The sequence below is a fragment of the Paraburkholderia youngii genome (assembly GCF_013366925.1).
GTDB lineage: Bacteria > Pseudomonadota > Gammaproteobacteria > Burkholderiales > Burkholderiaceae > Paraburkholderia > Paraburkholderia youngii.
The window spans coordinates 2,014,022-2,036,336 of record NZ_JAALDK010000001.1 but is presented as its reverse complement, the minus strand read 5'-3'; the positions used below and the strand labels follow the sequence as shown (position 1 = coordinate 2,036,336).

Annotated in this window: 24 protein-coding genes; 11 read left to right on the top strand and 13 right to left on the bottom strand. The window is 63.9% G+C overall.

Annotation, left to right across the window (positions count from 1 at the left end; all coding sequences use genetic code 11):
• Positions 1–19 precede the first annotated feature (19 nt).
• Both G5S42_RS09445 and G5S42_RS09440 read right to left on the bottom strand, forming a co-directional pair.
• A complete protein-coding gene (locus tag G5S42_RS09445) occupies positions 20–2,389 on the bottom strand; it encodes a TonB-dependent receptor (protein ID WP_217709872.1) in 2,370 nt (789 codons plus the stop codon).
• An 82-nt stretch (positions 2,390–2,471) separates the two neighbouring features.
• Complete coding sequence (locus tag G5S42_RS09440) at positions 2,472–2,882, bottom strand: DUF2946 domain-containing protein (RefSeq protein ID WP_176106506.1); 411 nt, start codon at positions 2,880–2,882, stop codon at positions 2,472–2,474.
• Positions 2,883–3,035: 153 nt separating this feature from the next.
• Here G5S42_RS09440 and G5S42_RS09435 point away from each other — a divergent pair, with 153 nt between their 5' ends.
• Entirely contained in the window at positions 3,036–3,215 is a 180-nt protein-coding gene (locus G5S42_RS09435) for a hypothetical protein (protein ID WP_176104965.1), read from the top strand.
• On the opposite strand, the gene G5S42_RS09430 is transcribed toward G5S42_RS09435, so the two are convergent.
• Positions 3,210–3,806, bottom strand: coding sequence for a putative pterin-binding protein (locus G5S42_RS09430; RefSeq protein ID WP_176106505.1), 597 nt, complete (start codon positions 3,804–3,806; stop codon positions 3,210–3,212). The genes G5S42_RS09435 and G5S42_RS09430 overlap by 6 nt on opposite strands.
• Positions 3,807–3,988: 182 nt before the next feature.
• Between G5S42_RS09430 and G5S42_RS09425 the strand changes: the two genes are divergently transcribed.
• Positions 3,989–4,222 carry a hypothetical protein gene (locus G5S42_RS09425; RefSeq protein WP_176106504.1) on the top strand — a complete coding sequence of 78 codons (234 nt, stop codon included), beginning with the start codon at positions 3,989–3,991 and terminating at the stop codon, positions 4,220–4,222.
• Between the two features lie 22 nt (positions 4,223–4,244).
• Here G5S42_RS09425 and G5S42_RS09420 read toward each other — a convergent pair whose 3' ends face one another.
• Positions 4,245–5,552 carry a LysR family transcriptional regulator gene (locus G5S42_RS09420; RefSeq protein WP_176106503.1) on the bottom strand — a complete coding sequence of 436 codons (1,308 nt, stop codon included), beginning with the start codon at positions 5,550–5,552 and terminating at the stop codon, positions 4,245–4,247.
• On the bottom strand, positions 5,549–6,250 hold the full coding sequence (locus G5S42_RS09415; protein WP_176106502.1) for a GntR family transcriptional regulator: 702 nt from the start codon (positions 6,248–6,250) through the stop codon (positions 5,549–5,551). Before G5S42_RS09415 ends, G5S42_RS09420 begins: the two co-directional genes overlap by 4 nt.
• A gap of 391 nt (positions 6,251–6,641) precedes the next feature.
• On the opposite strand from G5S42_RS09415, the gene G5S42_RS09410 reads away from it, so the two are divergent.
• From G5S42_RS09410 to G5S42_RS09395, 4 genes are all read left to right on the top strand, one after another.
• Entirely contained in the window at positions 6,642–7,484 is an 843-nt protein-coding gene (locus tag G5S42_RS09410; protein WP_176106501.1) for a gallate dioxygenase, read from the top strand.
• The gene (locus G5S42_RS09405; protein ID WP_176106500.1) at positions 7,484–7,843 is read left to right on the top strand and encodes a protocatechuate 3,4-dioxygenase; all 360 of its coding nucleotides are present in this window, start codon (positions 7,484–7,486) and stop codon (positions 7,841–7,843) included. The genes G5S42_RS09410 and G5S42_RS09405 overlap by 1 nt, the downstream gene beginning before the upstream one ends.
• A gap of 94 nt (positions 7,844–7,937) precedes the next feature.
• Complete coding sequence (locus G5S42_RS09400) at positions 7,938–8,480, top strand: hypothetical protein (RefSeq protein WP_176106499.1); 543 nt, start codon at positions 7,938–7,940, stop codon at positions 8,478–8,480.
• Positions 8,481–8,612: 132 nt separating this feature from the next.
• Positions 8,613–9,605 carry a bifunctional helix-turn-helix transcriptional regulator/GNAT family N-acetyltransferase gene (locus tag G5S42_RS09395; protein ID WP_176106498.1) on the top strand — a complete coding sequence of 331 codons (993 nt, stop codon included), beginning with the start codon at positions 8,613–8,615 and terminating at the stop codon, positions 9,603–9,605.
• A 30-nt stretch (positions 9,606–9,635) separates the two neighbouring features.
• Here the strand turns inward: G5S42_RS09395 and G5S42_RS09390 are convergent, their stop codons facing one another.
• From G5S42_RS09390 to G5S42_RS09375, 4 genes are all read right to left on the bottom strand, one after another.
• Positions 9,636–10,271 carry a PqiC family protein gene (locus G5S42_RS09390; protein WP_176106497.1) on the bottom strand — a complete coding sequence of 212 codons (636 nt, stop codon included), beginning with the start codon at positions 10,269–10,271 and terminating at the stop codon, positions 9,636–9,638.
• A complete protein-coding gene (locus G5S42_RS09385) occupies positions 10,268–11,563 on the bottom strand; it encodes an MlaD family protein (protein ID WP_176106496.1) in 1,296 nt (431 codons plus the stop codon). The genes G5S42_RS09390 and G5S42_RS09385 overlap by 4 nt, the downstream gene beginning before the upstream one ends.
• Entirely contained in the window at positions 11,560–12,765 is a 1,206-nt protein-coding gene (locus G5S42_RS09380) for a paraquat-inducible protein A (RefSeq protein WP_176106495.1), read from the bottom strand. Before G5S42_RS09380 ends, G5S42_RS09385 begins: the two co-directional genes overlap by 4 nt.
• A gap of 175 nt (positions 12,766–12,940) precedes the next feature.
• Positions 12,941–14,062, bottom strand: coding sequence for an L-dopachrome tautomerase-related protein (locus G5S42_RS09375; protein ID WP_176106494.1), 1,122 nt, complete (start codon positions 14,060–14,062; stop codon positions 12,941–12,943).
• A 519-nt stretch (positions 14,063–14,581) separates the two neighbouring features.
• On the opposite strand from G5S42_RS09375, the gene G5S42_RS09370 reads away from it, so the two are divergent.
• Entirely contained in the window at positions 14,582–15,364 is a 783-nt protein-coding gene (locus G5S42_RS09370) for a hypothetical protein (RefSeq protein ID WP_176106493.1), read from the top strand.
• 103 nt (positions 15,365–15,467) lie between these two features.
• Here G5S42_RS09370 and G5S42_RS09365 read toward each other — a convergent pair whose 3' ends face one another.
• Both G5S42_RS09365 and G5S42_RS09360 read right to left on the bottom strand, forming a co-directional pair.
• On the bottom strand, positions 15,468–15,854 hold the full coding sequence (locus G5S42_RS09365) for a BON domain-containing protein (protein ID WP_176106492.1): 387 nt from the start codon (positions 15,852–15,854) through the stop codon (positions 15,468–15,470).
• A gap of 41 nt (positions 15,855–15,895) precedes the next feature.
• Positions 15,896–16,471, bottom strand: coding sequence for a cysteine hydrolase family protein (locus G5S42_RS09360; RefSeq protein ID WP_176106491.1), 576 nt, complete (start codon positions 16,469–16,471; stop codon positions 15,896–15,898).
• Positions 16,472–16,667: 196 nt separating this feature from the next.
• Here G5S42_RS09360 and ppnP point away from each other — a divergent pair, with 196 nt between their 5' ends.
• Positions 16,668–16,988 carry a pyrimidine/purine nucleoside phosphorylase gene (gene ppnP, locus G5S42_RS09355; RefSeq protein ID WP_008917257.1) on the top strand — a complete coding sequence of 107 codons (321 nt, stop codon included), beginning with the start codon at positions 16,668–16,670 and terminating at the stop codon, positions 16,986–16,988.
• A 52-nt stretch (positions 16,989–17,040) separates the two neighbouring features.
• On the opposite strand, the gene G5S42_RS09350 is transcribed toward ppnP, so the two are convergent.
• Together G5S42_RS09350 and G5S42_RS09345 are read right to left on the bottom strand one after the other, a co-directional pair.
• Positions 17,041–17,523, bottom strand: a complete 483-nt coding sequence (locus tag G5S42_RS09350) for a CPBP family glutamic-type intramembrane protease (protein WP_246391906.1) — start codon at positions 17,521–17,523, stop codon at positions 17,041–17,043.
• A 29-nt stretch (positions 17,524–17,552) separates the two neighbouring features.
• A complete protein-coding gene (locus G5S42_RS09345; protein ID WP_176106490.1) occupies positions 17,553–18,200 on the bottom strand; it encodes a DsbA family oxidoreductase in 648 nt (215 codons plus the stop codon).
• Positions 18,201–18,413: 213 nt separating this feature from the next.
• Between G5S42_RS09345 and G5S42_RS09340 the strand changes: the two genes are divergently transcribed.
• The 3 genes from G5S42_RS09340 to G5S42_RS09330 all read left to right on the top strand — a co-directional run bounded on the left by G5S42_RS09340 (position 18,414) and on the right by G5S42_RS09330 (position 22,237).
• The gene (locus tag G5S42_RS09340) at positions 18,414–19,142 is read left to right on the top strand and encodes a 2OG-Fe(II) oxygenase (RefSeq protein WP_013092117.1); all 729 of its coding nucleotides are present in this window, start codon (positions 18,414–18,416) and stop codon (positions 19,140–19,142) included.
• A 104-nt stretch (positions 19,143–19,246) separates the two neighbouring features.
• Positions 19,247–20,149, top strand: a complete 903-nt coding sequence (locus tag G5S42_RS09335) for a LysR family transcriptional regulator (RefSeq protein WP_176106489.1) — start codon at positions 19,247–19,249, stop codon at positions 20,147–20,149.
• A 132-nt stretch (positions 20,150–20,281) separates the two neighbouring features.
• Positions 20,282–22,237: an aconitase family protein gene (locus tag G5S42_RS09330; protein ID WP_176106488.1), complete on the top strand. Its 1,956-nt coding sequence runs from the start codon at positions 20,282–20,284 to the stop codon at positions 22,235–22,237.
• Positions 22,238–22,315: the final 78 nt, after the last annotated feature.

Below are 22,315 nucleotides of genomic sequence, written 5' to 3'. Positions count from 1 at the left end.
AAATGGGGCGATGGGTTACTCAGAGACGCAGCTTCGCTTCGACATAAAACGTGCGGCCCGGATACGGGTGGTAGACGAAGTAGCGCGCGTCGAACAGGTTGTCGACGCCGATGCCGAGTTCGCTGAGCTTCGTCGGCTTGAACGTGAACTTTGCGTCGGCGACCGTGTAGGTGCTGGTGCCGCCGAACACGTTCGGGTTCGTGTCGGTATTCGTCAGCGTGTTGTACTGACGGCCCGAGTAACGCGCGGCGAGCGTCAGCGCCGCTCGCGCGTCGAAGTGATACGTCGCGGCAAGATTCGCGCGCCACAGCGGAATGCGGTAAAAGTACTTGCCGACCGAGGCCGGATTCTGAGCGTTTTCGAGGATCTTCGACTGCGTGTACGCGACGCTCGCGAGCAGATCGAGTCCGCGCACGAACACGTCTTCGCCCGAGTAGCTCGTTTCGACGCCGCGCGAGCGAACCTTGCCGATGTTCTGGAAGTTCGTCACGTTCGGGATCACGGTGGTGTCGGTCTGACTGAAGATCGTGTTCTTCACGTCGTCCTGAAACAGCGACAAGCGGAACACGCCATTCCAGTGCGCCCATTCGGCGCTCAGTTCTTTCGACAGATCGTCCTCGGGCTGCAGATGCGGATTGTTGTTCACGATCGCGGAGCCATTGATTTGCCCCTGGAACAGTTCGCTCGCGGTCGGAAAGCGATAAGCGCGACCGATCGACGCGCGCAAAGTCAAATCGTCGCTGGCATCGAACGATAGCGACGCCTTCGGCGAAAAGTGACGCTGGCTGGCGTCGCTGTACGCGATCGTCGCGCCGGGCAGCGACTGCGCGCCGCCGTAGGCTTGCCAGTCTTCATAGCGCACGCCGTAGACGAGCTTCCAGCGCGGCAGAAAGCGCCATGCGTCCTGCGCATAGAGAGCTTGCGTCTGGGTCTTGCCGGTGAACGCGTTGGCGAACGAGGCCGCGTCGCCGTCGCGCCAAGCCATCGTGTTGTAGGTCTGGTTGTCGACGAAGTAGTTGTCGTAGTGGTAGCCGAAGCTCAGTGCGTGATTGGCCAGCCCTGGCTGGTTCGTCGCGGGCGTGTAGGTGCCGCGCAGGTCCAGCGTCTTCCAGCCGGTGCCGTCGCCGAACAGCACGGTGCCGGGGCCATTGCCCGGACCGCCCGCATTCGCGGTGCGTGCGACGCTATTGCCGATGTCGTAATACGACGCGATCGCCTCGCCGTTCCAACCGGTCGCATTGCGCGTTTTCAGCGACACGCCGTAGAGCCAGTTCTCGCTGTGTCCGAGACTCGGCGCGAACGCTGCCGCCGGAATCGTGTAGTGGTAGCCGTTGATCGATACGTTGCCGCTGTACACCGGCGTGCCGTCCGCGTCGCGCAGGAACGTCGACGTTTCGCTGTTGTAGGTCTGGTGCCAGTAGCCGAGCGTGAAGCCGCCCTGCAGCGTCGGCGTGAAGTCGTACTGCATCTTCAGCTTGAACTGGTTCTGCACCGTGTGCTCGATGCCTTCGCCGTTCACGCCGAGCACGGCCGTCGGCGTATTGGTCTGGTTGTTGTAGAAATGGGCGCCGGTGACGGGCGTGTCGCCGGCCTTCGCGGGCGTGGTCGATTGCGCGAGCGTCGCGAATTGCAGCGGCTGACTCGTGTTCTCGAGATGATTGACGCCGAGCAGGTACGAGAACTTGCCGATCCGATCGCCGAGCGACGCGCTCGCTTCGCTGCCGTTGAAGCTCTGGTTCACGCCGAACAGGCTGAAGTGCTGCGTGAATGCCTTGATGTCGGCGTTGGCCTCGAACTGCTTCGGCACGCGCGTGCTGATGAGCACGGTCGCGCCTAAAGAATTGCCAGGGTACAGCGCGGAAAACGGCCCGTAGATTACGTCGACTTGCTGGATTTCGTCGGGAGACACCATCGACCAGCGCGGCGGAAACGAATAGCTATTGCCGAGCAGGTTGCTCAGCAGCAAACCGTCCGCATAGACGAGGCCGCGCGCGCTCTGCGTATTGCTGGTGCCGCGTACCGCGATGATCGAATTCAGGTCGCCGATGAAGCGCTTGCGTACCGCGAGGTTCGGCAGGTACTTGAGCACGTCCTCGGTGTTGACGACGTTCCAGTTCGCGAACTGATCGCGCGTGACGGTTTCGATGGAGGCGGGCAGGTTCGGGTCGACGGCGCGTGGTGCGGCGCTCGCACTTGCGCTTGCATTGACGCTGACGGCGGGCAGCGTCGCATCCGCGTCGGCGGCCTGCGCGGGTGTTGCAACCAAAGCCGGCACGAAAGCAGGCACGAGCGCGGGCCAACGAACGGAACGACGAGCCACGCGATGAGTGGAACAGACAGCGTCACGACGGACGCAAAAAGACAGCCTTCGCAGCGCGAAGTTGAACATGAGCGTTTCCTCGATGCATTGAACAGGTGATCGCAGGCTTCGTCGACGTGAGCGACGAAGGCGCGATCAGAACCGGCAGAGATCAGGAAACGACAGGTGGCGCGCGCGGACGTCCCGACGGGAACGCGCCCAGCGGCGTGAAGCGGGTGGACAGCGTGGGCGGCGCGGTGCCGGCCAGCGGCAGCGCGGCCGGCAGCTCGGCGGCGGCGAGCGTCGGCATCGCGACGTGATGTTCGAGCAGATGACAGTATCCGCAGGCGCCGAATGCATCGTCGTGGCTCAGATGCACGGGGGCGGGACTGGTTTGAGCGACGACGCTCGCATCGCTGATATCGCTCGCGCCGGTCGGATGAAGCGCCGAACACAGCACGGCAATCGGCTCGTGGCCGCGGCCCGATTCGAGCAACTGACTGATGAGCGGCGCGAACACGACGAGCCACATGGCGACGAGGCCAAGCCATGCGGTCAGGTGGTTGCGGGAGCGTCGAGTCATGAGCGTCGAAGAAAAGACGGGGGCGATTCTAGCATCACCACGCGATCCTCTCATTCGTAATGTCAGGTATAGCGGCGGATTAGACGGTGAAAAAGCGTTCACTTCCCGGCGCTGAAGCCGGGGCGAATCACTTATGTTGTGTAATCGCGCGAGGTGCGCGTATCGAAACGGCGCAACAGCGGCGCATCCGCCGCACGGCCGCGCGAGCGCGACGATTCGCCGTGGTATCCGCACACGCTGCGTCTGTTCCGGCGCGCGCCAGGGGAAGACTGGGCGAGCTCGGTCGAGCGCGTGCGACAGGCGTGCGTCGAGCGATTCGGCGGCGCGCTATGACGCCTCGGTGAGCTGCATGTGATACAGGCCCCACGGCGACAGTTCGAAGCGGTCCTTCAGCGGCTTGGCCGCGAGTTCGGGAATCTGATCCGCGTCGTAGATCGCCCATAACGGCCCCACGCCACCGAGCGCCAGCGGCTTGCCGTCCATTTGCGTCGCGACGATGAAGTGATACTCGCGCACCTTATCGAGCGTCGTCTGCACCGCGTAGCCGTCGACCGCGTGCATGACGATTTGCGTGCTGCCTGCATCCGGTGCGCCGATATGCGCGAGCACGTCGGTCAGCAGCGGGCCGCTGAACGTATGCAGGTGCGCATCGTATTCGATCGTCGGATGGATCGTCACGGATTTCATGCTGGCGAGCAACGGCAGATCGACGCCATACGCTTGCGAAAACTTCACCTGGTGCTTCGCCAGCAGTTGATCGAAAGCCGGATTGAGCGCGCCGCGATTGCTGTTCCTGATCGCACCGGAGATCGTCAGGAGAACTGGAGACGGCGCGCATTCGGCGTGCTCACGCTTTGCGCCGAATGCGGGCGCGACCGCCGCGCCCAGCACCGTGGCGCTGGTCAGGAACTGGCGTTTGTTCATTACGTTTTCTCCGGGTGTCGATGAGGCTTGGCGGGGTCATTTGAGCGCTCTTCTATTGTCGGAGAATTGCCGCCGCAGATGATACGGCGATGCTTCATTTACGCGTCATTCGCTATGCTCTTTCCGCATGCGATTCACAGCGGAACTGGCACGCTTCGTCGCGCGGTGATCCAGGACGGTGCATGTCTTCGCAGGTTTATGAAGAAGTGCTACTCACGCGCATCTCATTCATGGGCTTCGGCGAAGCGGGCGGCATACTCGGTGCGGCATTGGCCGCGAAGGGCGCGCAGGTGTCGATGTTCGACCAGCGGCGCGATGCGCTGCGAGATAAGGCGCGCGCGGCGAAGATCCGCGTCGCCGACACGCTGTCGCGCGCGTTTTTCGACAGCCTGCCGGACCCGGACGGAAACAGTTGAGCGAACTGATCGATGGCAACGCTCAGGTCGCGCCGATGCTGACCGTGCGCGTCACATCGACGACCGACAGCCGGATCGCGTCGATCAATGCCCGTGCGGCCGGCGATGGCGTACCCGCCGCGCGCATCGTCAGGCCGATCTCGCGCCGCGTGTTGTGCAGCGGTACGTCGAGCACCACCAGTTGCCCGGATTGAACCTCGTGATGCAGCTGCTGCGCCGACAACGCCGCCGCCATGTCGGTGCCGAGCAGCAGCCCGCGAATCACCGCGAGGTCAGCGGTCTCGACGGTCGGCAAAGGCGGCTTCACCTTCATCCGCCTGAATTGCGTTTCGAACAGCGCACGCGCCGGCGCGTTGCTGCGCGGCAGAATCCATTGCGCGTCGCGCAGACCCATGATGGTCAGATTGTGCACTTGAGTCAGCGGGTGACCGCGGCGCACCAGCACCACCATGTTTTCCGACATCAGCCGTTCGTTTTTCAGGCCGCTCGTCGCGTCGTTGTCGCGCAGCGCGCCGAGAATGAAGTCGATGTCGCCGGCGCGCAGACCGGCCACCAGCGTCTCGTACGCGCTTTCGTCGGTGACCACCCGCACGCCGGGATTTTCCGAGGTCATTCGCGCGATCGCCTTCGGCAGGATCAGCGTGCGTCCGAGCGGCAACGCGCCGACCGTCACCGAGCCCTGAATCTTGCCGTGCAGTGCGGCGATATCGTCGGGGATGTGCCGTAGTTCGTTCAATGCGCGGCGTACGTGCAGCAGGAACGTTTCGCCCTCGGCCGTCAGCAGGATGCCGCGCGGGCTGCGATGGAACAGGCTCAGTCCCGAGCCGCTTTCGAGTACGCGGATCGCGGTGCTCACCGCGGGCTGACTGATGCCGAAGGTTTTTGCCGCGCTCGGCATATGCCGATGCCGCGCGAGCGCCGCGAACAGTTGCAGCCGCCGCGTATTGAGCAGGTACGCGGGCAATGCGCCCTCCGATACGGGCCGGCGGCGCGTCTGTCGCGCGGCGCACCATTGCGCGAGCTCTTCGAGTTCGGCGAAGATCCGCTCGCAGCGGTGCAGCACCGCGCGGCCGACCGGCGTGGGCAGCATGCCCGAAGGACCGCGATCGAACAGCGGCACGCCGAGCGCCGACTCGAGTTCCTGCACGGAGCGCGTGACCGCCGACTGTGCGCGAAACAGCGCGGCCGCCGCGCGCGTCGCGCTGCCCATGTCCGCAACGAGCCGGAAGGCGCGCAATTGCGCGAGATTGAGCAGGTCCTTGCTGCTGACCGACAGCGGCGCTTTGGCGGCCGCCTGGCTGGCTTCGGCGGAAAGTGCGTCGTTGCTCATGCCGCGCCCGCGATCAGATGCAACGATGGCAGCGACAAATTCAGACTTTCCTTCGAGATATGTGTGTGCTCCTTCATCAACGCATCGACGCGCGCGCCTTCGCCTTGCTTCAGCGCGTCGACGATCGCGTGATGCTGGCGATGCGCGTACATCAGCATCATGAACTGACGCTCGCGCGCGGATTCGTCGAACGCGATCGTGAACGGCGACACGAACGGCACCTTGTCGTTCAGGCTCAGCGCGGCCGTGATCGCCTGGTTCTGCGCCGCTTCGACGATCAGCGCATGAAAGCGGCCGTTCATCTGCGCGTAGCGCACGTCGTCTCCTGGCTTCAGATGCTTTTGCTCGAAGATTTCGTCGCCTTCGCGCAGGCAATCGTCGAGCGCGGCGGCGAGCGCCGGGCTCACGCCGTTTTCGGCGACCGAGCGCGCGGCGAGCCCTTCGAGCACGCCGCGCACGTCGATCGCATCGAGGACGTCGCGCACGCTGAAGCGGCGCACTACATAGCCGCGCGAGCCCGAACGATCGAGCAGGCCTTCCGCCGACAGCACGCTCAACGCATAGCGAAGCGGCGTGCGCGACACGCCGAGCCATTGCGCAAGCTGCGCTTCGACGAGCCGCTGCCCGGGCGACAATTCGCCCGACAGGATTTTCTCGCGTAAGGTCTGCACGATCGCTTGCTGGGTCGTCTCGTTCATCGTTTCGTCGCTCGTCGGAAGCACCGCAGTATAGCCACGCGTGCAGCAGCGCTCCAAGCCTTTAAAAAGTGCGTTGCGAGTTGTTTTCCGGGTCATCTGTTTTATTTATCGCTTGCCGGAGCGAGAGGCGGTCGCGGAAGGCACGCCGCGCGGGCTTGGGATACCGAGGGAGCCCTGCGCAGCGTGGGTCGCGGCGGGGTTCATCGGCTCGCCGGGCGCCCGCATACCGGGTTTTTCCCCATCATTCCGGCACAACTCGAGGTATACCCGTACTTCACGTATCAAGGCACAATTTCTATCTTTGTATCCCAAGACGGTCGCGGTGACTAGCGCGGTAAGCTAGGCGACCTATCCGATTGGCAGCAGCACGAAGTGACGGAAGAGAACGAATATGGCAAGGATCATTGGTGGTATCGGCACGTCCCATGTACCCACGATCGGGTTGGCGTACGACAAGGGCAAGCAGAATGAACCGGCATGGGCGCCGATGTTCAAGGGTTATGAACCGGTGGCGCAGTGGCTGGCCGAGCAGAAGCCCGACGTGATGGTGATGTTCTACAACGATCACGCGAACAGCTTTTTCTTCGATTGCTATCCGACCTTCGCGCTCGGCGTGTCGCCCAATCACGAATTCGCCGATGAAGGCGCGGGCAAGCGTCCGCTGCCGGACATCGCCGGCCACCCGGATCTGGCGATCCATATCGTCGAGCAACTGGTCGCCGACGAGTTCGATCTGACCGTCTTCCAGGACCGCGCGCTCGATCACGGCGTCAATTCGCCGCTCTCGCTGATGCTGCCGCATCAGGGCGGCTGGCCGCTGTCGCTGGTGCCGCTCGAAGTCAACGTGCTGCAGTATCCGCTTCCCACCGCGAATCGCTGCTACCGGCTCGGCCAGGCGCTGCGTCGCGCGATCGAATCGTTCGAACAGGATCTGAAGGTCGTGGTGGTCGGCACGGGCGGGCTGTCGCACCAGGTGCATGGCGAGCGCAGCGGCTTCAACAATACCGAATGGGACATGGAGTTCCTCGACCTGATCGTCAACGATCCGGAGCGTCTTGCCAGGATGAAGCACGTCGACTACGTGCGCCTGGGCGGCGCGGAAAGCGTCGAGACGATCATGTGGCTCGCGATGCGCGGCGCGCTCGGCCAGAAGGTCCGCGAGTTGCATCGCAGCTACTACCTTGCGACCAGCACCGCGATGGCCGTGACGATCTACGAAGGAGAGGTGGCGTAATGAATCCGCAACTGGTTGGCGTCGAAGAATTGACCGGCACGTATCCGTTCGATATCCGCCAGAGCATGAAGGCGATGCGCCTGAACCGCTTTTTCTGGCAGATGCGCGAAGCGTCGGCGCGCGCGCTGTGGCTCGAAAATCGCACCGCCGCTTACGATGCGGCCGGCCTGACGCCGGAAGAGCGCGCGCTGGTCGACAACACCGACTGGATCGGTCTGATCCGCTATGGGGTGTCTTTCTTCGTGCTCGAGAAGTTCGCGCGCGTGGTGAAGATCACCAATCTCGGCGTGTACGCGAGCATGCGTGGCGAAACGCTCGAAGAGTTTCTGAAGACCCGCCAGGTACCCGACGCCGTTTAAAGGCCGGGCATCGAAGGCGCGCAACGAAGCAGCACTGTCCGCTGGGCATTCCGATTTGAAGTTCCGATGTGTAGTCCATTCGAGGAGAGTAGAGATGGTCGGCAAGTTCGGCATCAGCGAAGGGGATTTGGACCGGCGGCCAAGACTCGCGGAGTCCGGTGCACTCGAACGCGGGGCGATGTTGCGCGCCGGCGTGATCGGCGGCCTGGTCGGCGCCGTGGTGATCTGGATTTACGAAGCGCTTGTCTGGGTCGGCGCTCAGCATTTGATGCCGCTTGCCGGCATTCCGCGCAATGCGACGGGGCTCGTGTTCGGCAAAGACGTGCAGGCCTCGCTCGGCATCTGGGCGTATATCGTCGGCACCGGCATTCATTTTTTCTTCGCGATCGCGTGGGGCGTGCTGTTCGCCGCGATCTGGCCGTACTTCCGGCGGCGCGGCTATGAAGCGACGCTGGTTGCGCTGTTCTATGCGGTATTTGCGTGGATCGTCATGCATGCCGCGATCATGATCGCGTCGGATAACCATCCGGATTATTTCGACCCGGCCGTGATTATCGGCGGGTTCATGTCGCACATCTTTTTCACCGTGCCGTTGGCGTTGACCGTCAAGCAGTTGATGGAAGAGCGGCGCTATTGATGAGGTTGAACGCAAAAGCAAGCCGGGTTCGATGCTGCGTTGCAACGCTTCCGATTGCAACCTAGCGTTTGCTTAAGTTGCGGGGTCGCAACTATATTGATTGCGCAACGCAACTGATATGTGAGCGCCCTCATGGATCTGATCGAAGCCCCCGCCAAGCCTCGCGACACGACGATTCTCGAACTGCGCGAGTTTTCCCGCCGCCTGGTTCGCGAACTCGGATTCATGCGTACGACGCTCGCCGACAGCGACCTGGCGCCCTCGGCCGTGCATGCGGTAATCGAGATCGGCATGTCGCCGGGCATCAGCGCCAAAGATCTCGCGACCATCCTGCGGCTCGACAAATCGAATACGAGCCGACAGATCGCAAAGCTCGAAGCGAGCGGACTGGTCAAGCGTACGGTCTGCGCCGACGATGCCCGTTCTTCCGAGTTGTACCTGACGGCCGAAGGTCAGAAGCTGCGCAAGAAGATCGACCGGTTCGCGACCGATCGCGTGTCCGGCGCGCTGCGGCGCATGGTTCCCGCCGACCAGCAGGCGCTGGTCCGTTCTCTCGCGCTTTATGCGGACGCCCTCGCGCATGGCGAGGTCAGCAAGCTTCCTGCGACGGAAGCGGGGTCCGCGGGAATCGTGGAAGGCTACCAACCCGGCTGTATCGGCGATATCGCGAGTCTGCACGGGCGCTATTACGCGCAGCACTGGGGTTTCGGCGCATTCTTCGAAAAGAAGGTCGCGACGGAACTGGCGGAGTTCGCGGGCGCATTGCCGGCAGAAGGGAAAGGGCTTTGGCTTTACGTCGAAAACGGCCGCACGCTCGCGTCTGTCGTGATCGATGGGGATGTCGGCACCCGTGTCGCGCATTTGCGCTGGTTCATCGTCGACGATTCCTTGCGCGGCTCCGGGATCGGGCGGCAATTGCTGGCGCATGCGATGCGTTTCGTCGACGAGCGCTTTGACGAAACCTATTTATGGACTTTCCAGGGGCTCGACGCGGCGCGTCATCTGTACGAGTCGTTCGGCTTTCGGCTGAGCGACGAATCGGAAGGGGAGCAATGGGGAACACGCGTCGTCGAGCAGCGTTTCGACCGGATTTCCGCAATGAAAGGCGGTACCGGTACCCAGTGATCGACCGAGAAGCGAACTAGACCGCTTCGGTCAATGCGCGACGACCGACGCCGCGATCCGGTCGGCCAGGTCGGCGAGAATGCGGCTCAACGTGGCCGCCTGCGCGAGCGCATCGTGTCCGTCGATCGCAGAATCGAGCGTCACTTGCTGCCGCAGCGGCGCCTGATCCGAATGCCCGTTCAACAGGGTCCACTCCGCCTGCAAGGTCAGCGTGCCGCTCGCGTTGGCCGTCGCGTTCAACACGGTGACGACCAGCCTGCGCGTGCCTGGTGGCGCGGGCGCATCCGGCACGACGAACGACCCGGCGGGCAGCCGCGTGAGCAAGTCCTCGGCAAGCGTTTTGCGCATCATTTGAGCGAGCGGTGCGCCCCACCGGTCGGTATCGTCGATCGTGAGACGGTTCTGCGAAGCCAGCGTGACGACTTCGAGCCGATCGAGCACCGCGGGAATGTGCACGGCGGTCAGTTGAATCGGCGGCATCGGCGCCGTGGCTGGCGGGGCGTCGGCGGGCATCGGGTTCAACGTCACATAGCGCGTCGGCATGCTGTGCCCGCATCCGGCGAGCGTCATCGCGGCGACGCAGACGACAAGCGCCGCCGTCCAGAAGCTCGTCGTGAGCGATGCCACGACGGCGCGTCCGATGCGAAGCGTGGACCTCGTCATCATTGAATCTCCTGCTGCCTGCCATGGATCAGCGCCTCGGGATGGCGGTCCAGATAGTCGGCCAGTGCCCGAATCGAGCGGGCGGTGTCCGTTAGCTCCTGCATCGCGGCAGGCAGGTCGTTCTGGCTCGACGCATCGCCGCCTAGCGTACGGTTCGCCGCGGCAACGGTGCGATCCGCCGCGTTCGCTGTGTCGCGCAGTTGCGCGACGAGCGGACCGATTTGCGGCGAGACCTGCTGCAATGTGTGATCGATCTGCGCGACGGAGTGATCGATGTGCGTCAGGCTGTCCTTGATTTGCGGCGAGGAACTGAGCGCGTTGATATGCGCGGCGATACTGCGCACCTGTTCGCCGGTTTGCCGGATCGGAAGATCGTCGATTTTCTGGATCACCTCGTTGGCCTTCGCCATCGTCGTGTCGAGATTCGCGGCGGCGACACTCGGAATGACGGGCAGGCCGTCCTCGCTGGCGAGCGTCGCGACCGGCGCGCCTTGCACGAAGTCGAGGGTGATCTTGTCTGCGCCGACGACCGGCGGATCCTGCGACAAGCGCGCGCGCAAGCCCGTGGCGACGAGACGGCCGAGCATGCCGTCGACGAGCGGGCGCCAGTCGCCGTTGGCCGGCGGAGGTGCGCCGACGATGCCGAGCTGCGACGGGTTCAGCGCGATCTGCACCGGGGTGCTCAGCGCGCCCGTGCGTGCGTCGTAGTTCAGGCGCACGCTGGTGACGGTGCCCACGTCGAAGCCGCGCAATTGCACGTCGGCACCACTCTTCAGGTCGCCCACCGCACCGTCGAAGCGCACCAGGTAAGTGACGACCGGGCCGTGTCCCGGTGCGAGCGCTGGGCGGCGATCGACTCCGTCGAACCGCGACGCCGGTTTACCGGGTCCGGGCTCCATCACGATCTCGGGGCCGGACAGCATGCCTTTGAGCGACGCTGGGTCGTTGAGGTCCACGTGGGCTCCGCGCAGAAAAAACTTCGTCTCGCTGCGCAGATACTTTTTTTCGGCGCGATCTATCTTGAGCTCGGCTTGCACGTGCTGGCCATCGGGCGCGAGCGTGATCTCCGAGACGGCGCCGACCTTCACGCCGCGCAGCGTGACGATCGTATCGTCGGGCTTCATGCCGTATGCGTTGTCGAAGGTGACCGTGACCGTCTCGTCCTGATGCGTCAGCGCGCGAACGCCGAGCCATCCGGCCATCGCGAAGGCTGCGATCGGCACCGCCCAGATCCAGCCGGGCCACGGGCTGCGCCGCACCTGCGCTTGCGAACGACGGGGACGCGTGCCGCTCATCGCTTGCTCCGCGGGTGGACGTCCCACATCAGGCGCGGATCGAATGCGCGCGAAGCGGCCATCGTCAGGAACACGACCAGCGCGAACGCGGTGGCGCCGATGGCCGGTCTGGCCGACGCGATGCCGTCGAACTGGATCAGCGGCACGAACGCGGCGATCGTGAACACGTCGACGAACGACCAACGTCCGAGTTCGTCGATCAGGCGGTACAGATGCGCCTTGACCCGCAGATGCCGGCGCGAACGGCGCCGCACGGAGACGATGAACCAGCCCATGCCGACGATCTTCGCCACCGGAATGACGATGCTCGTGCAGATGATCAGGATGCCGAGCGGCCACAGGCCCACGTGGAACAGCTGGTAGACGCCGTCGACGACCCTGGTTGACTCGATGTGTCCGAGTTGCATCGAACTGGTCATCGGAAAGACGTTGGCCGGGATCGTCAGTACGAGCGCGGCGAGCGACAGCGCAGCCGCGCGCACGACGGCGTCGGTTTTGCGAGCGCGCAACGTCAGCGCGCAACGAGGGCAGGGACGCCCCTCCTGCGACATCGGCACGACCAGATCGCAAACCGTGCAGGACAGCGGCGCTTCGTGTTCCGGCAACTCGTTGTCCGTGGCAATCGCGCGCCACACGGTTCTTCGATCGAGCGCCGCGCGCGTGAGCATCGACAATAGCGCCGCGGCGATGAAACAGTAGCCGCCTGGGGCGATCGTGCCGGTCAGATTCTGCGTCACGCGCGCGTAACCGACGAAGCAGCCGACCAGATAGACGTCGGGCATGGCCCAGATATCGAGCGAGGTGGTCCAGCGAAACAGCGCGCCGATTGCCCTGGTACGCCAGCCCAGCCGTAGCGCGACGAGGACGGCCACGAGGCCGCCAAACCGGACGAATGGCAGCACGATGCCGAAGGTGCCGAGCAGTACCGCGAGAATGAACCAGCCGTCGTTCCACATCTGCACGATGCCCGACGACAGCACTGACGAGTGCTCGGCGCCGAGCATGTGCACGTACATCAGCGGCGCGAGATTGGCCGGAAACAGCAGCACGAAGGTTGCGCTCGCGCAGGCGAGCGCCGCGGTCTGGCTTCGGCCGTTACGCCGCTCGAGCGGAAAGTGACAGGCGCGGCAACGCGCGTAGGTATGTGCGGCGAGCGGCGGGATGTCTTCGAGCGCGCCGCATTCGGGGCAGCCGATCGTCATGCGACGTTCTCCATCGGCTGTCCGTTTTCAGGCGGGCAGTGCGTTGCGAATGAGGTTTCGCCGATCATCCCTCGACCCCCGGCGCCAGTTGGCGCGTGAATGCACGGCAGGCGCGCTGGCACGCGCCAGCTCCATTTCCTCCACTAGCATTGCGCGTGCCCGGTTTGGTGTCCGGCTACGCTGAGGGAGCGGCGTCCGCAATGATCAGCAGCCTCGAAGGCAGCGCGTCCGGATGGCCCGGCTTGAACCAGTTCATCTCGGGAATGCGCGAATCGGTCAGGTAGATCGTGCCGTCCGGCCCTTCGGCGAACGTATCCGGCCAGCGCAGGCCGCGCTCGTGCAGCAGCGTCGTCAAGGTCGCGCCGTCCCATACCTTCACCGCGTGTTCCTCCACCGCGGTAATCAGCAGGCGTCCCGCGCGGTCGATATGCAGCCCGTCGGCGGGGCGATGCTCGAGCACTTTCTCGACGCGGTTGCCGACATCGTCGGCCGCGAGCGCGGTATCGCGAAGCGCTTCGGTGGGCACGCGGTAAAGCGTTTTGCCCTTCAAGGCCTGCCAGTACAGATACAGTCCATCGCGAGTCAGCGCGATGCCGTCGGCCGAAAATTCGACGCCGCGTCCATCGGGACGCCGCAATGGTGCGCCGCCTGCATGCACGGTGACGCTCGGGTCCATTTGCGTCGATGGATGCCCGTCGAGCACGCGGCGCGCTTGACCGGTGCCGAGATCGACCACCACGATCGCGCCGCGTGTTCCGGAGTCCGTGATGTAGGCGAACCGGCCGTCCGGACTGATGCGCACGTCATTCAGATAACTGCCCTGCGGCGCGACATCGAGCGTGAATGCGACGCAGCCGACGACGCTATCGGTCGCAAGATCGATGCGGACCAGTTTGGGGGCGCCCGGCACGACGAAGGACTGGGCCGGCGCGCCGGGGTCGAGCACCCACAGGTTGTTTTGCGAATCGCACAGCATTGCCTGCACGCAGACCCAGCGATCCTGCGGGTTCAACTCGTCACGCCTGGCGTTGCGCCAGCCGTTCCAGCGATCGTCGGGGTAAGGACGAACGTCGCCATCGGGCGTGAGTACGCCGACGGAGATCGGCGCGTCTTCTGTCCAGCGCGGGAAGTTGACGAAGATGCGTCCGTCCGCGGCGACGGCCACCCCGGTCACCTGATGCCCGAACGACGCAATCTCGCGCAGATGCTGCCGCGAGCCCTCGTCACCGGTGCTCGATGCAGGCGCGGCGGTCAGCGGAACCCGATCCGCGGCGGGTGGCGTGACGGAGTCTTTCATGGGCTGCCTCCGGGGCAGAGTGGAAATGTCCGTACTCAGCAAAGCGAATGCCGCGTGCAACGATAAAGTAGATCGTAATCCGCGAATCTTTCGGAAGGTATTCAACTTGAATTTGCGGATCGTTCTTTATGCATATTGTTTGAGTTTCGCGCGAGCAGAGAACGGCAGGTCGCACAATTGGGAAAGCCGAGTTGTCGCGCAGTGCTCGATACGGGCTGGCGCGTTAAAAGGCCGTGTAGGTGCCACGTGATTCATGGCAAAAAGAATTGCTTCGCGGCAGCATGCGGAGTCGCCGTAGCAGGCAGTCCATTTCGGCAACTTTGACTCTCAGGGTTTCTCCTGCCTCGCATTGGGACCCGCTGTGTCAGTCGTGCGCTACACCGCTCAGTTGCAAAGAAAAAATAATGTCGGCGTCAAAGGAATGTGCTAGAAAATAACAATTGCACGCGCAGAGAAATAGCCACGCCTGCAAGTAAAAAATTCGGCTTTCAATACTCTTAATCGGCCGCGAGGTGGATCATGAGAACAAGTGCGCTTTGGGGGCTCGGGGTGACGACGGTCGCTTCGGTGCTAACGCTGCAGTGTTATCCAGCGTGGGCCGACGGACCCGAAGCGGCGTATGCGTCCGACGACGAGGTGCCGGCCGGCTCGCTCAGCCCGAACGAGTACAAGGTCAATGCGGACGGCATGAAAGAAGATCCGAATGCGAAGATGTCTGACGTGGCCCGCGCATATCGCAACGGCTATATCAATCGCGGCAAGCAGGATCAGGCCGACTACCAGGCAATGATCGATTCGCACAATCATGGTCAGCGGCAACCCGCGAAGACCGACGTCGCGCGGGTCGACGTGCCGCCGCTGCCGCCGGGCGTCCCCGAAGACGACAACTCGAAGTACACGAGTATTCCGCCGCAGCCTCAGAAGCCGCAGCCGGTCCAGTACGCGCAGCGTCAGGTGCCGCAACCGCCGCCGCCGCAACAGCAATATCAGCAGGTCTACCAGCAGCCGCAATACGCGCCGCCGCCAATGCAATACCAGCAGGCGCCGGCCTATGCGCAGATGCAACCGGTCTACGACAACCAGCCGGTGTATGTGCGGCAGGACTATCCGCAGCCACCCGTGCAGTACGTGCCGGTTTATCCGCAGGCGCAATACGAAGAAATGCCGCAGGTCGTGGAAACGGTGATTCAACCAGTCGCGCCTGTCGCTTATCAGATTTATCATCCGCCGGTCTATTGGGCGCAGCCGCGCGTTTATTCGTATCGCGCGCCGCCGGTGTACGGCTATCGTATGTGGCGTTGAGGTATTGCGGCGAATACTCGCGCATCGATTTGAATGGTCGATGCAAAGTACTCAGCCCGGCGCATTCGTGCCGGGCTGAGTACTTTCTTTTATTCGCTTTGTGCTAGTGACCGCTGGCTCCTCTGGTGCGCACATTCAGATGGTTGATCACCTGCCGGACTCCGCGCACCGATCTCGCGACACTGCCCGCGCGTTGCACCTGGGCGCGCTGCGGCACCCAACCGGTCAGCGTCACGATACCGCGGCGGGCTTGCACGTGAATCGCCGTCGCATGCACGTTCGGTGTGCGTGCGAGAGCGCGCCGCACGTCGCGCGCGAGTTCGCTATCGGGCCTGTTGCGAGCCGGCGATGCCGCGATGGTTTGGCTTTGCGCGGAAGCATCGTTCGGCATGCCGCCACCAGTTTGTGCATTCGCACAGGTCGCAGTGCCGATCGCAATCGCTGCCGCGGCAATTGCGCCCATTATGCTGTTCACGCTGACTTTACTCACATCTCCTCCTGTACCGGAAATTGGCCGTATATGGGTTCCGGCTAATGCGGTTGCCGGTTGTCCAATAGCGCGTCCGTGGTGACGACCGTGCAGTACTCTTGATCGAGATTCGCCAGCGACATCGCATGGACGTCGTCGGCACTGCGCAGCGTTCCGTTCCAGTCCGCCCGTGCAAAAGTGAAACAGCCGTCGGACACGAGATAGGTATCGAAGCCGAGATTGCCGGCCATCCGCACCGTGGCCTCGACCGAGTTGTTGGTGATGACACCCGCCACGACAAGGGTCGTGTGGCCGGCGGCGCGCAGGCGGTCTTTCAATCCGGTGCCGATGAACGCGTTATTTGTGCGTTTCGCGATCACCGGCTCGCCGGGCAACGGCGCGTTCGACGCCTTGAATTCGTGTCCCGGCTGACCCGGCCGATAGTGCGACCCAGGCTCCGTCGAGTCGTGCCGCACATGCCACACCGGCCAACTCCGGCTGCGCCAATGCGCGAGCAGGCGGCTCACCTGCTTCTCGGCTGCGGGATTGTTGCGTTCGCCCCAACTCGGATGATCGATCGCGCGTTGCAGATCGATCAGCAGCAGTACGGCGCCGGCAGAAGGAGCGGAAGAGCGCATGGGTCGAATGAGTCTGTGTAGGTGTCGATATGCTTCTGGCAGACTTTACCGTATTGGCGCCCACAATAGCCTGTATGATGGCGGGCTCGCGCCCGGACCGGAGCCTCGCGCGGGCGGCTTGCGCGGACCGCGCGCCGTCTGCCGCGCCCAGCCGGCCGCAACGCATCCATTCACGATGACCCAGAGGAAGACCGCCATGACGGCTGCAACGCAATTCGACCAGGTTTCTGTTGTCAAACGAGCTAATGTGTACTTCGACGGCAAGTGCGTGTCGCACACCGTGCTGTTCGCCGACGGCACGCGCAAGACGCTCGGCGTGATCCTGCCCGGCACGCTGAACTTCGGCACCGACGCGCCGGAACTGATGGAAGTGCAGGCGGGCAAGTGCCGTATCCGTCTCGACGGCAGCGACGAGTGGAAGACCTATGGCGCGGGCGAATCGTTCTCGGTGCCGGGCAAGAGCCGCTTCGATATCGATGTGGTCGAAACGCTCGACTACGTTTGCAGCTATCTGTAAACGGTTTTAGGCGCGCGTGATGGCTTGGGCAATGGGCCTGAGCCATCCCTGCTCAAATGTGTTGAAGCGAGAACACGCAAGCATTCGCGAGTGCATGCGTGAGCCAGGTGCACAGAACGGGCCCTCCCTTACGCTTCGCTTCGACGATGAACACCGCCGCCAGCACCACCGCACCCAATAGAATCGACACGACCGCACGATCGACGTAACCGTGCATCAGCGTGAACAACGCAATCGACCCCACCGCGGCAATCCGCCACGACAAACGAAATACGCCGTTAATGAGCCGAATGGGCAGCCATTGTCCGACGATCGTCTCCAGCAACGGCATCAGGATCACGATAAAAAACAGCTGAACCAGGATCGGTTTATCGGCGAGCGGGATTTTACGCGGCGCCGGCGCGCCCCACAGCGCGTATTGAGCGAATACCAGCGCGATCTGCCCGAAAAACATGATTGCCGCGCCGCCGACTATCAGCCCCCATCGGGGCACCTCGTTCCAGCTTCTTTCTGTTAAAGCCGTCAGCGCGTGCAATGTGGGCTCCATTCGCAATTGGCAGGGTCTCAGGCCGTCTCTTTTGCCAGAATCTCCTCGATCACCTGCACGAATTGCTCGACCGGTTGGCCGCCCGTCACCAGATAACGGCGGTTGAAAATGATCGACGGCACCGATTGAATGCCCATTTCCTGATTGTTCTTTTCCGCTTCACGCACTTCAGTGGCATACGCGCCGCTCGTCAGCACTTCGCGCGCCTCAATGACGTCGAGTCCGGCCGACTGTGCCGCCTCGGCCAGCACGTCATGATTGCCCGGATTCTTGCCGTCGGCGTGATACGCGCGCAATAGCGCGAGCTTCAGCGGCAACTGTTGGCCCTTCAGGCCGGCCCAATGCAGCAGGCGGTGCGCGTCGAACGTATTGTAGGTGCGGGTGCGCGGACCGAAATCGAAGCCGACGCTCGCGCCGCGTTCGCGGATCATCGCTTGCGTTTCGGCGATCTGCGCGGCCGTGCGGCCGTATTTCTTGCCCAGATACTCGACGATATCTTCGCCATCCGGTCCCATCTGCGGATTCAGTTCGAACGGATGCACGACGATGCGCGCATCGATCTTGTCCTGAAGCCGCGCGAGCGCGAGTTGCAGCGACGACAGGCCGATCGCGCACCACGGGCAGGCGATGTCGGAAACAAAATCGATGGTGAGCTGCTGTTTCATGGTTGTCCCTGGAGATAATGAACCGTGTTGCGGCCGTGCGAATGCGGCCGCAACGATACCGACAGCGTAGCGTGAATCGTGCACCCGTGCAGTGCCGCCGAATTTGACCGCAAGACCCGGAGTGTTTTCCCGCCGCCACGCTCGTACACTAAGCTCATCGAGCCATCTACTTTCACGGCGCGGGTAACGAGCCCCGCCGCGCACTCATCGACGATGAACGCAATCGCTCCGACCCAAACGATCGACCAACGCGTCGACGCCCTCGACTGGCCGCGGATCGAACACGATCTGGATCAGTACGGCTGCGCCGCCGTGCCGCAACTGTTGACTCCGCGCGAATGCGACGCGCTGAGCGCGCTTTATCCGCGCGATGCGCTGTATCGCAGCCGCATCGTAATGGCGCGCCACGGCTTCGGCCGCGGCGAATACAAGTACTTCGCATATCCGCTGCCGCCGCTCGTCGACGGCTTGCGCGGCGCGCTGTATCCGCACCTCGTGCCGGTGGCAAACCGCTGGAATAGGGCGATGGGCATCGACGTGCGCTATCCGCCGAAGCACGCGGAATTCATTCGACGCTGCCATGACGCCGGCCAGGTGCGTCCGACGCCGCTGATCCTGCAATACGGCGAGGGCGATTACAACTGCCTGCATCAGGATTTGTACGGCGAACACGTGTTCCCGCTACAGGTCGCGGTGCTGCTGTCGGAGCCGGGGCGCGACTTCACGGGCGGCGAGTTCGTGATGACCGAGCAGCGTCCGCGCATGCAGTCGCGCGCCGAAGTCGTGCCGCTCGCGAAGGGCGACGCGGTCGTGTTCACCGTGAACAGCCGGCCGGTGCAGGGCACGCGCGGGCCGTATCGCGTGAATCTGCGGCATGGTGTGAGCCGCCTGCGTTCGGGGCATCGGCATACGGTCGGCATCATCTTTCATGATGCGCTGTGAGGATCGAGGCCGGCGCAATGGCGCAACACTGCGCGCCGTGAGACGATAAGATCCACGATTCCAGCGATCCGCCGCCATTGTCGTCAGGCCCGTCACCTCGTCCCATGGAAAACCTGCTCAAGAAACTCGATCTCACTTCGCTGCGTCTGTTCGTCGCCGTTTGCCAGGAGCGCAATATCGCGCGCGCGGCGGAGCGCGAGTTCATCGCGTCGTCGGCGGTGAGCCGGCGCATCGCCGAGATCGAGGCGCTGATCGGCCTGCCGGTGATTCAGCGGCAGTCGCGCGGCATTACCGTGACGCCGGTCGGCGAGACCGTGCTGCGCTACGCACTCGCGATCATTGGCAATATCGAGCAGATGAGCGCGGAGTTGTCGCGCTTTTCGACGGGCGTCAAAGGGCGCGTGAGGGTGGTCGCGAATCTGTCGTCGATCGTGCAGTTTCTGCCCGAAGACGTCGCCGCGTTCGGCCGCGCGTTCCCGGATGTATCGATCGAACTCGAAGAAGAAAACAGCGCGGACGTGCTGCGTATCGTCGACGAACATGGCGCGGACTTCGGCATCTGCAATCCGGTCGCGGGCAGCGAGGCGTTCGAGCAGGTGCCGTACCGGCAGGACCGGCTCGCGGTGCTCGTGCCGGGCGGGCATCGGCTCGCTAGCGCCGCACGGGTGAGCTTCGACGATCTGTTGCACGACAGCTTCGTCGGCCTGCGCAGCGAAAGCGCGCTCACGCGCTTGCTCGCGCAGCAGGCGGCGAGCGCGGGGCGGCAGCTCGATGTGCGGATGCGCGTGAGCAGTCTCGATGCGCTGTGCCGGATGGTGCATGCGGGGCTCGGCATCGCGATCGTGCCCGAGCCAGTCGGCCTGCTCTACGTGAACACGCTCGACGTGCGGCTGCTGCCGCTTGCCGATGCTTGGGCCGAGCGCCATCTGATCATCATCTTCAAGGCGCGCGAGCAGTTGAGCGCGAGCGCGGCCGCGCTGGTGTCGTTCCTCGGCAATGAGCCTTAGACAATCCCTCGCACGCACGCCGCGCCGCGGCTCCATAGTCGAGCATTCGCGAAACGAGACGGCAGCGTTGCCGCACCGGCACTTCGGCATCGGCCTTGCGCGCCGTATAGTGGGCGCAAGGAGAAAGAAGTGATGAGCGATACGATTCGTTTGGACGGCCGCGTGCTGTACCTGTCGCAAGACCCGGCCGTGATCGAGGCGCAACTGGCCGGCGAAAACTTCACGCGCGAGACGGCGGGGCCGTTGCGCGACAACGTGTCGACCGACGAGATCACGCCCGTCACCGTGATGCTCACCTATGACGAGCGGCTCGGCCAGTATCCGTACGTCGGCTTCAAGGCCGGCGAATGTCTGCCGATCGGCCGCAACGCGGTGAAGGACGGCGGCTTTCGCGTGACCGTGGCGGGCAAGCGCTACGGCAAGGGCTCGTCGCGCGAATCGAGCCCGCTCGCGGAATTGTCCGCAGGTATTCGACTTATCGTTGCAGAAAGCTTCGAGCGTATCTATCAGCAGAACTGCGACAACATCGGCATTCTGACCACGACGGATTTTTCCGTGCTGGATCGCCTGCTCGCGGGTGAAGCGGTGCCGATCGACGAATTCCTGAAGGGCCGCGACGCGCTCACCCAGCAGATCATTCGCAGCGGCGGCTTGCTCGCGTATAGCAAGTTCGCGGACTGGCCCGCGCCGGGCGAGCGTGCGAGCGCTGCCCTGAACGACGCGCCGGGCGCCGAGCCGAAAACGCTGGTCGAGAAAATCATCGACCGTCATCTGCATCCCGGCACCACGAGCGCGCAGCGCGGCGACGGCGTGTTCATCGCAGCCGACTGGCGCTTCAGCCACGACTATTTCACCGGCATGTGCGCGCATCTGATGCATCGCGCGTTCGGCAAGCCCGCGCCGCTGCATGCGCCCGATCACATCATCGCGTTCCAGGACCATCTGGTGCTCGCGCCGCAAAGCATCCCGCACGTGCGCGACGGTCTGCTCCCGGGCGTCGCGAATCTGATGGAAGGCCACACGTCGTTTTCGCGCGACTACCCGGTGCGCTCGCACGGCGCGCTCGATGGCGTGCCCGGCTCCGAGGGCATCTGTCATGCGTTGATGGCCGAGCAATACGCGCAGCCGGGGCAGGTCGCGTGCGGCACCGATTCGCACACGCCGCATTCGGGCGCGCTCGGCTGCCTCGCGTTCGGCGCGGGCGCGACCGAAATCGCCAATAGCTGGGTCACCGGCTACGTGCGCTGCAAGGTGCCGGAGACGCTGCGCATCGAAATCGACGGCCGGTTGCGCGACGGCGTGACCGCGAAGGACGTCGTGCTGCATCTGCTGCGGATGGACGCGATCCGCTCGGGCGGCGCGATCGGCCTCGTATTCGAATACGGCGGCGCGGCGGTGCGCGCGATGTCGATCGACGAACGCGCGACGCTGACCAACATGGTCGCGGAACTCGGCGGCTTCACCGGCATCGTCGAGCCGGACGAGCGCACGGTCGCGTTCCTGAAGGAGCGGCGCGGCGTCGATTTCGTGCTGGAAGACTGGATGAAAAGCGATGCCGGCGCGACCTATCGCGACACGATCCATATCGATGCGAACGCGATCGAACCGATGCTCGCGCGGCCGGGCGACCCCGGCAACGGCGTGCCGGCGCCGCGGCTCGAACAGGACGTCGCGATCGATATCGCGTACGGCGGCTCGTGCACCGCGGGCAAGCGCGAGGACTTCGATTTCTATCACGAGGTGCTGCGCTGGGGCGTCGAGCACGGCTTGCGCGTGCCCGAGCGCACGCGTCTGTATCTGCAATTCGGCACGATGGCGGTGCGCGCGTATTGCGAGGAGCAGGGCTACCTGCCGGTGTTCGAGCGCGCGGGCGTGACGCTCGTGATGCCTGGCTGCGGCTCGTGTGCGAACTGCGGACCGGGACAATCGGCCAACGCGAACGATGTGACGATCAGCGCGATCAACCGTAATTTCCCCGGCCGTTCGGGGCCGGGCGACGTGTGGCTCGCGAGCCCGTATACGGTCGCGGCGAGCGCGCTGGCCGGGAAAATCACCACGTTCGAACAATTACAGCACGCGCACGGCTAGAATGCTGGCCGAACTCCGGCCGGGGCATCGTGGCGCGTGCGATGCGCGACCAAACGCAAGGCCGGCATCGGACCGGCC

Bases quoted from the DNA above. Each gene is read 5' to 3' on its own strand.
- G5S42_RS09370 (WP_176106493.1), top strand. From the start codon at position 14,582: ATGAGAACAAGTGCGCTTTGGGGGCTCGGGGTGACGACGGTCGCTTCG.
- G5S42_RS09340 (WP_013092117.1), top strand. From the start codon at position 18,414: ATGAACGCAATCGCTCCGACCCAAACGATCGACCAACGCGTCGACGCC.
- G5S42_RS09410 (WP_176106501.1), top strand. From the start codon at position 6,642: ATGGCAAGGATCATTGGTGGTATCGGCACGTCCCATGTACCCACGATC.
- G5S42_RS09395 (WP_176106498.1), top strand. From the start codon at position 8,613: ATGGATCTGATCGAAGCCCCCGCCAAGCCTCGCGACACGACGATTCTC.
- G5S42_RS09425 (WP_176106504.1), top strand. From the start codon at position 3,989: ATGTCTTCGCAGGTTTATGAAGAAGTGCTACTCACGCGCATCTCATTC.
- G5S42_RS09400 (WP_176106499.1), top strand. From the start codon at position 7,938: ATGGTCGGCAAGTTCGGCATCAGCGAAGGGGATTTGGACCGGCGGCCA.
- G5S42_RS09420 (WP_176106503.1), bottom strand. From the start codon at position 5,552: ATGAGCAACGACGCACTTTCCGCCGAAGCCAGCCAGGCGGCCGCCAAA.
- G5S42_RS09415 (WP_176106502.1), bottom strand. From the start codon at position 6,250: ATGAACGAGACGACCCAGCAAGCGATCGTGCAGACCTTACGCGAGAAA.
- ppnP (WP_008917257.1), top strand. From the start codon at position 16,668: ATGACGGCTGCAACGCAATTCGACCAGGTTTCTGTTGTCAAACGAGCT.
- G5S42_RS09385 (WP_176106496.1), bottom strand. From the start codon at position 11,563: ATGAGCGGCACGCGTCCCCGTCGTTCGCAAGCGCAGGTGCGGCGCAGC.
- G5S42_RS09445 (WP_217709872.1), bottom strand. From the start codon at position 2,389: ATGTTCAACTTCGCGCTGCGAAGGCTGTCTTTTTGCGTCCGTCGTGAC.
- G5S42_RS09440 (WP_176106506.1), bottom strand. From the start codon at position 2,882: ATGACTCGACGCTCCCGCAACCACCTGACCGCATGGCTTGGCCTCGTC.
- G5S42_RS09390 (WP_176106497.1), bottom strand. From the start codon at position 10,271: ATGATGACGAGGTCCACGCTTCGCATCGGACGCGCCGTCGTGGCATCG.
- G5S42_RS09430 (WP_176106505.1), bottom strand. From the start codon at position 3,806: ATGAACAAACGCCAGTTCCTGACCAGCGCCACGGTGCTGGGCGCGGCG.
- G5S42_RS09405 (WP_176106500.1), top strand. From the start codon at position 7,484: ATGAATCCGCAACTGGTTGGCGTCGAAGAATTGACCGGCACGTATCCG.
- G5S42_RS09380 (WP_176106495.1), bottom strand. From the start codon at position 12,765: ATGACGATCGGCTGCCCCGAATGCGGCGCGCTCGAAGACATCCCGCCG.
- G5S42_RS09330 (WP_176106488.1), top strand. From the start codon at position 20,282: ATGAGCGATACGATTCGTTTGGACGGCCGCGTGCTGTACCTGTCGCAA.
- G5S42_RS09360 (WP_176106491.1), bottom strand. From the start codon at position 16,471: ATGCGCTCTTCCGCTCCTTCTGCCGGCGCCGTACTGCTGCTGATCGAT.
- G5S42_RS09375 (WP_176106494.1), bottom strand. From the start codon at position 14,062: ATGAAAGACTCCGTCACGCCACCCGCCGCGGATCGGGTTCCGCTGACC.
- G5S42_RS09335 (WP_176106489.1), top strand. From the start codon at position 19,247: ATGGAAAACCTGCTCAAGAAACTCGATCTCACTTCGCTGCGTCTGTTC.
- G5S42_RS09345 (WP_176106490.1), bottom strand. From the start codon at position 18,200: ATGAAACAGCAGCTCACCATCGATTTTGTTTCCGACATCGCCTGCCCG.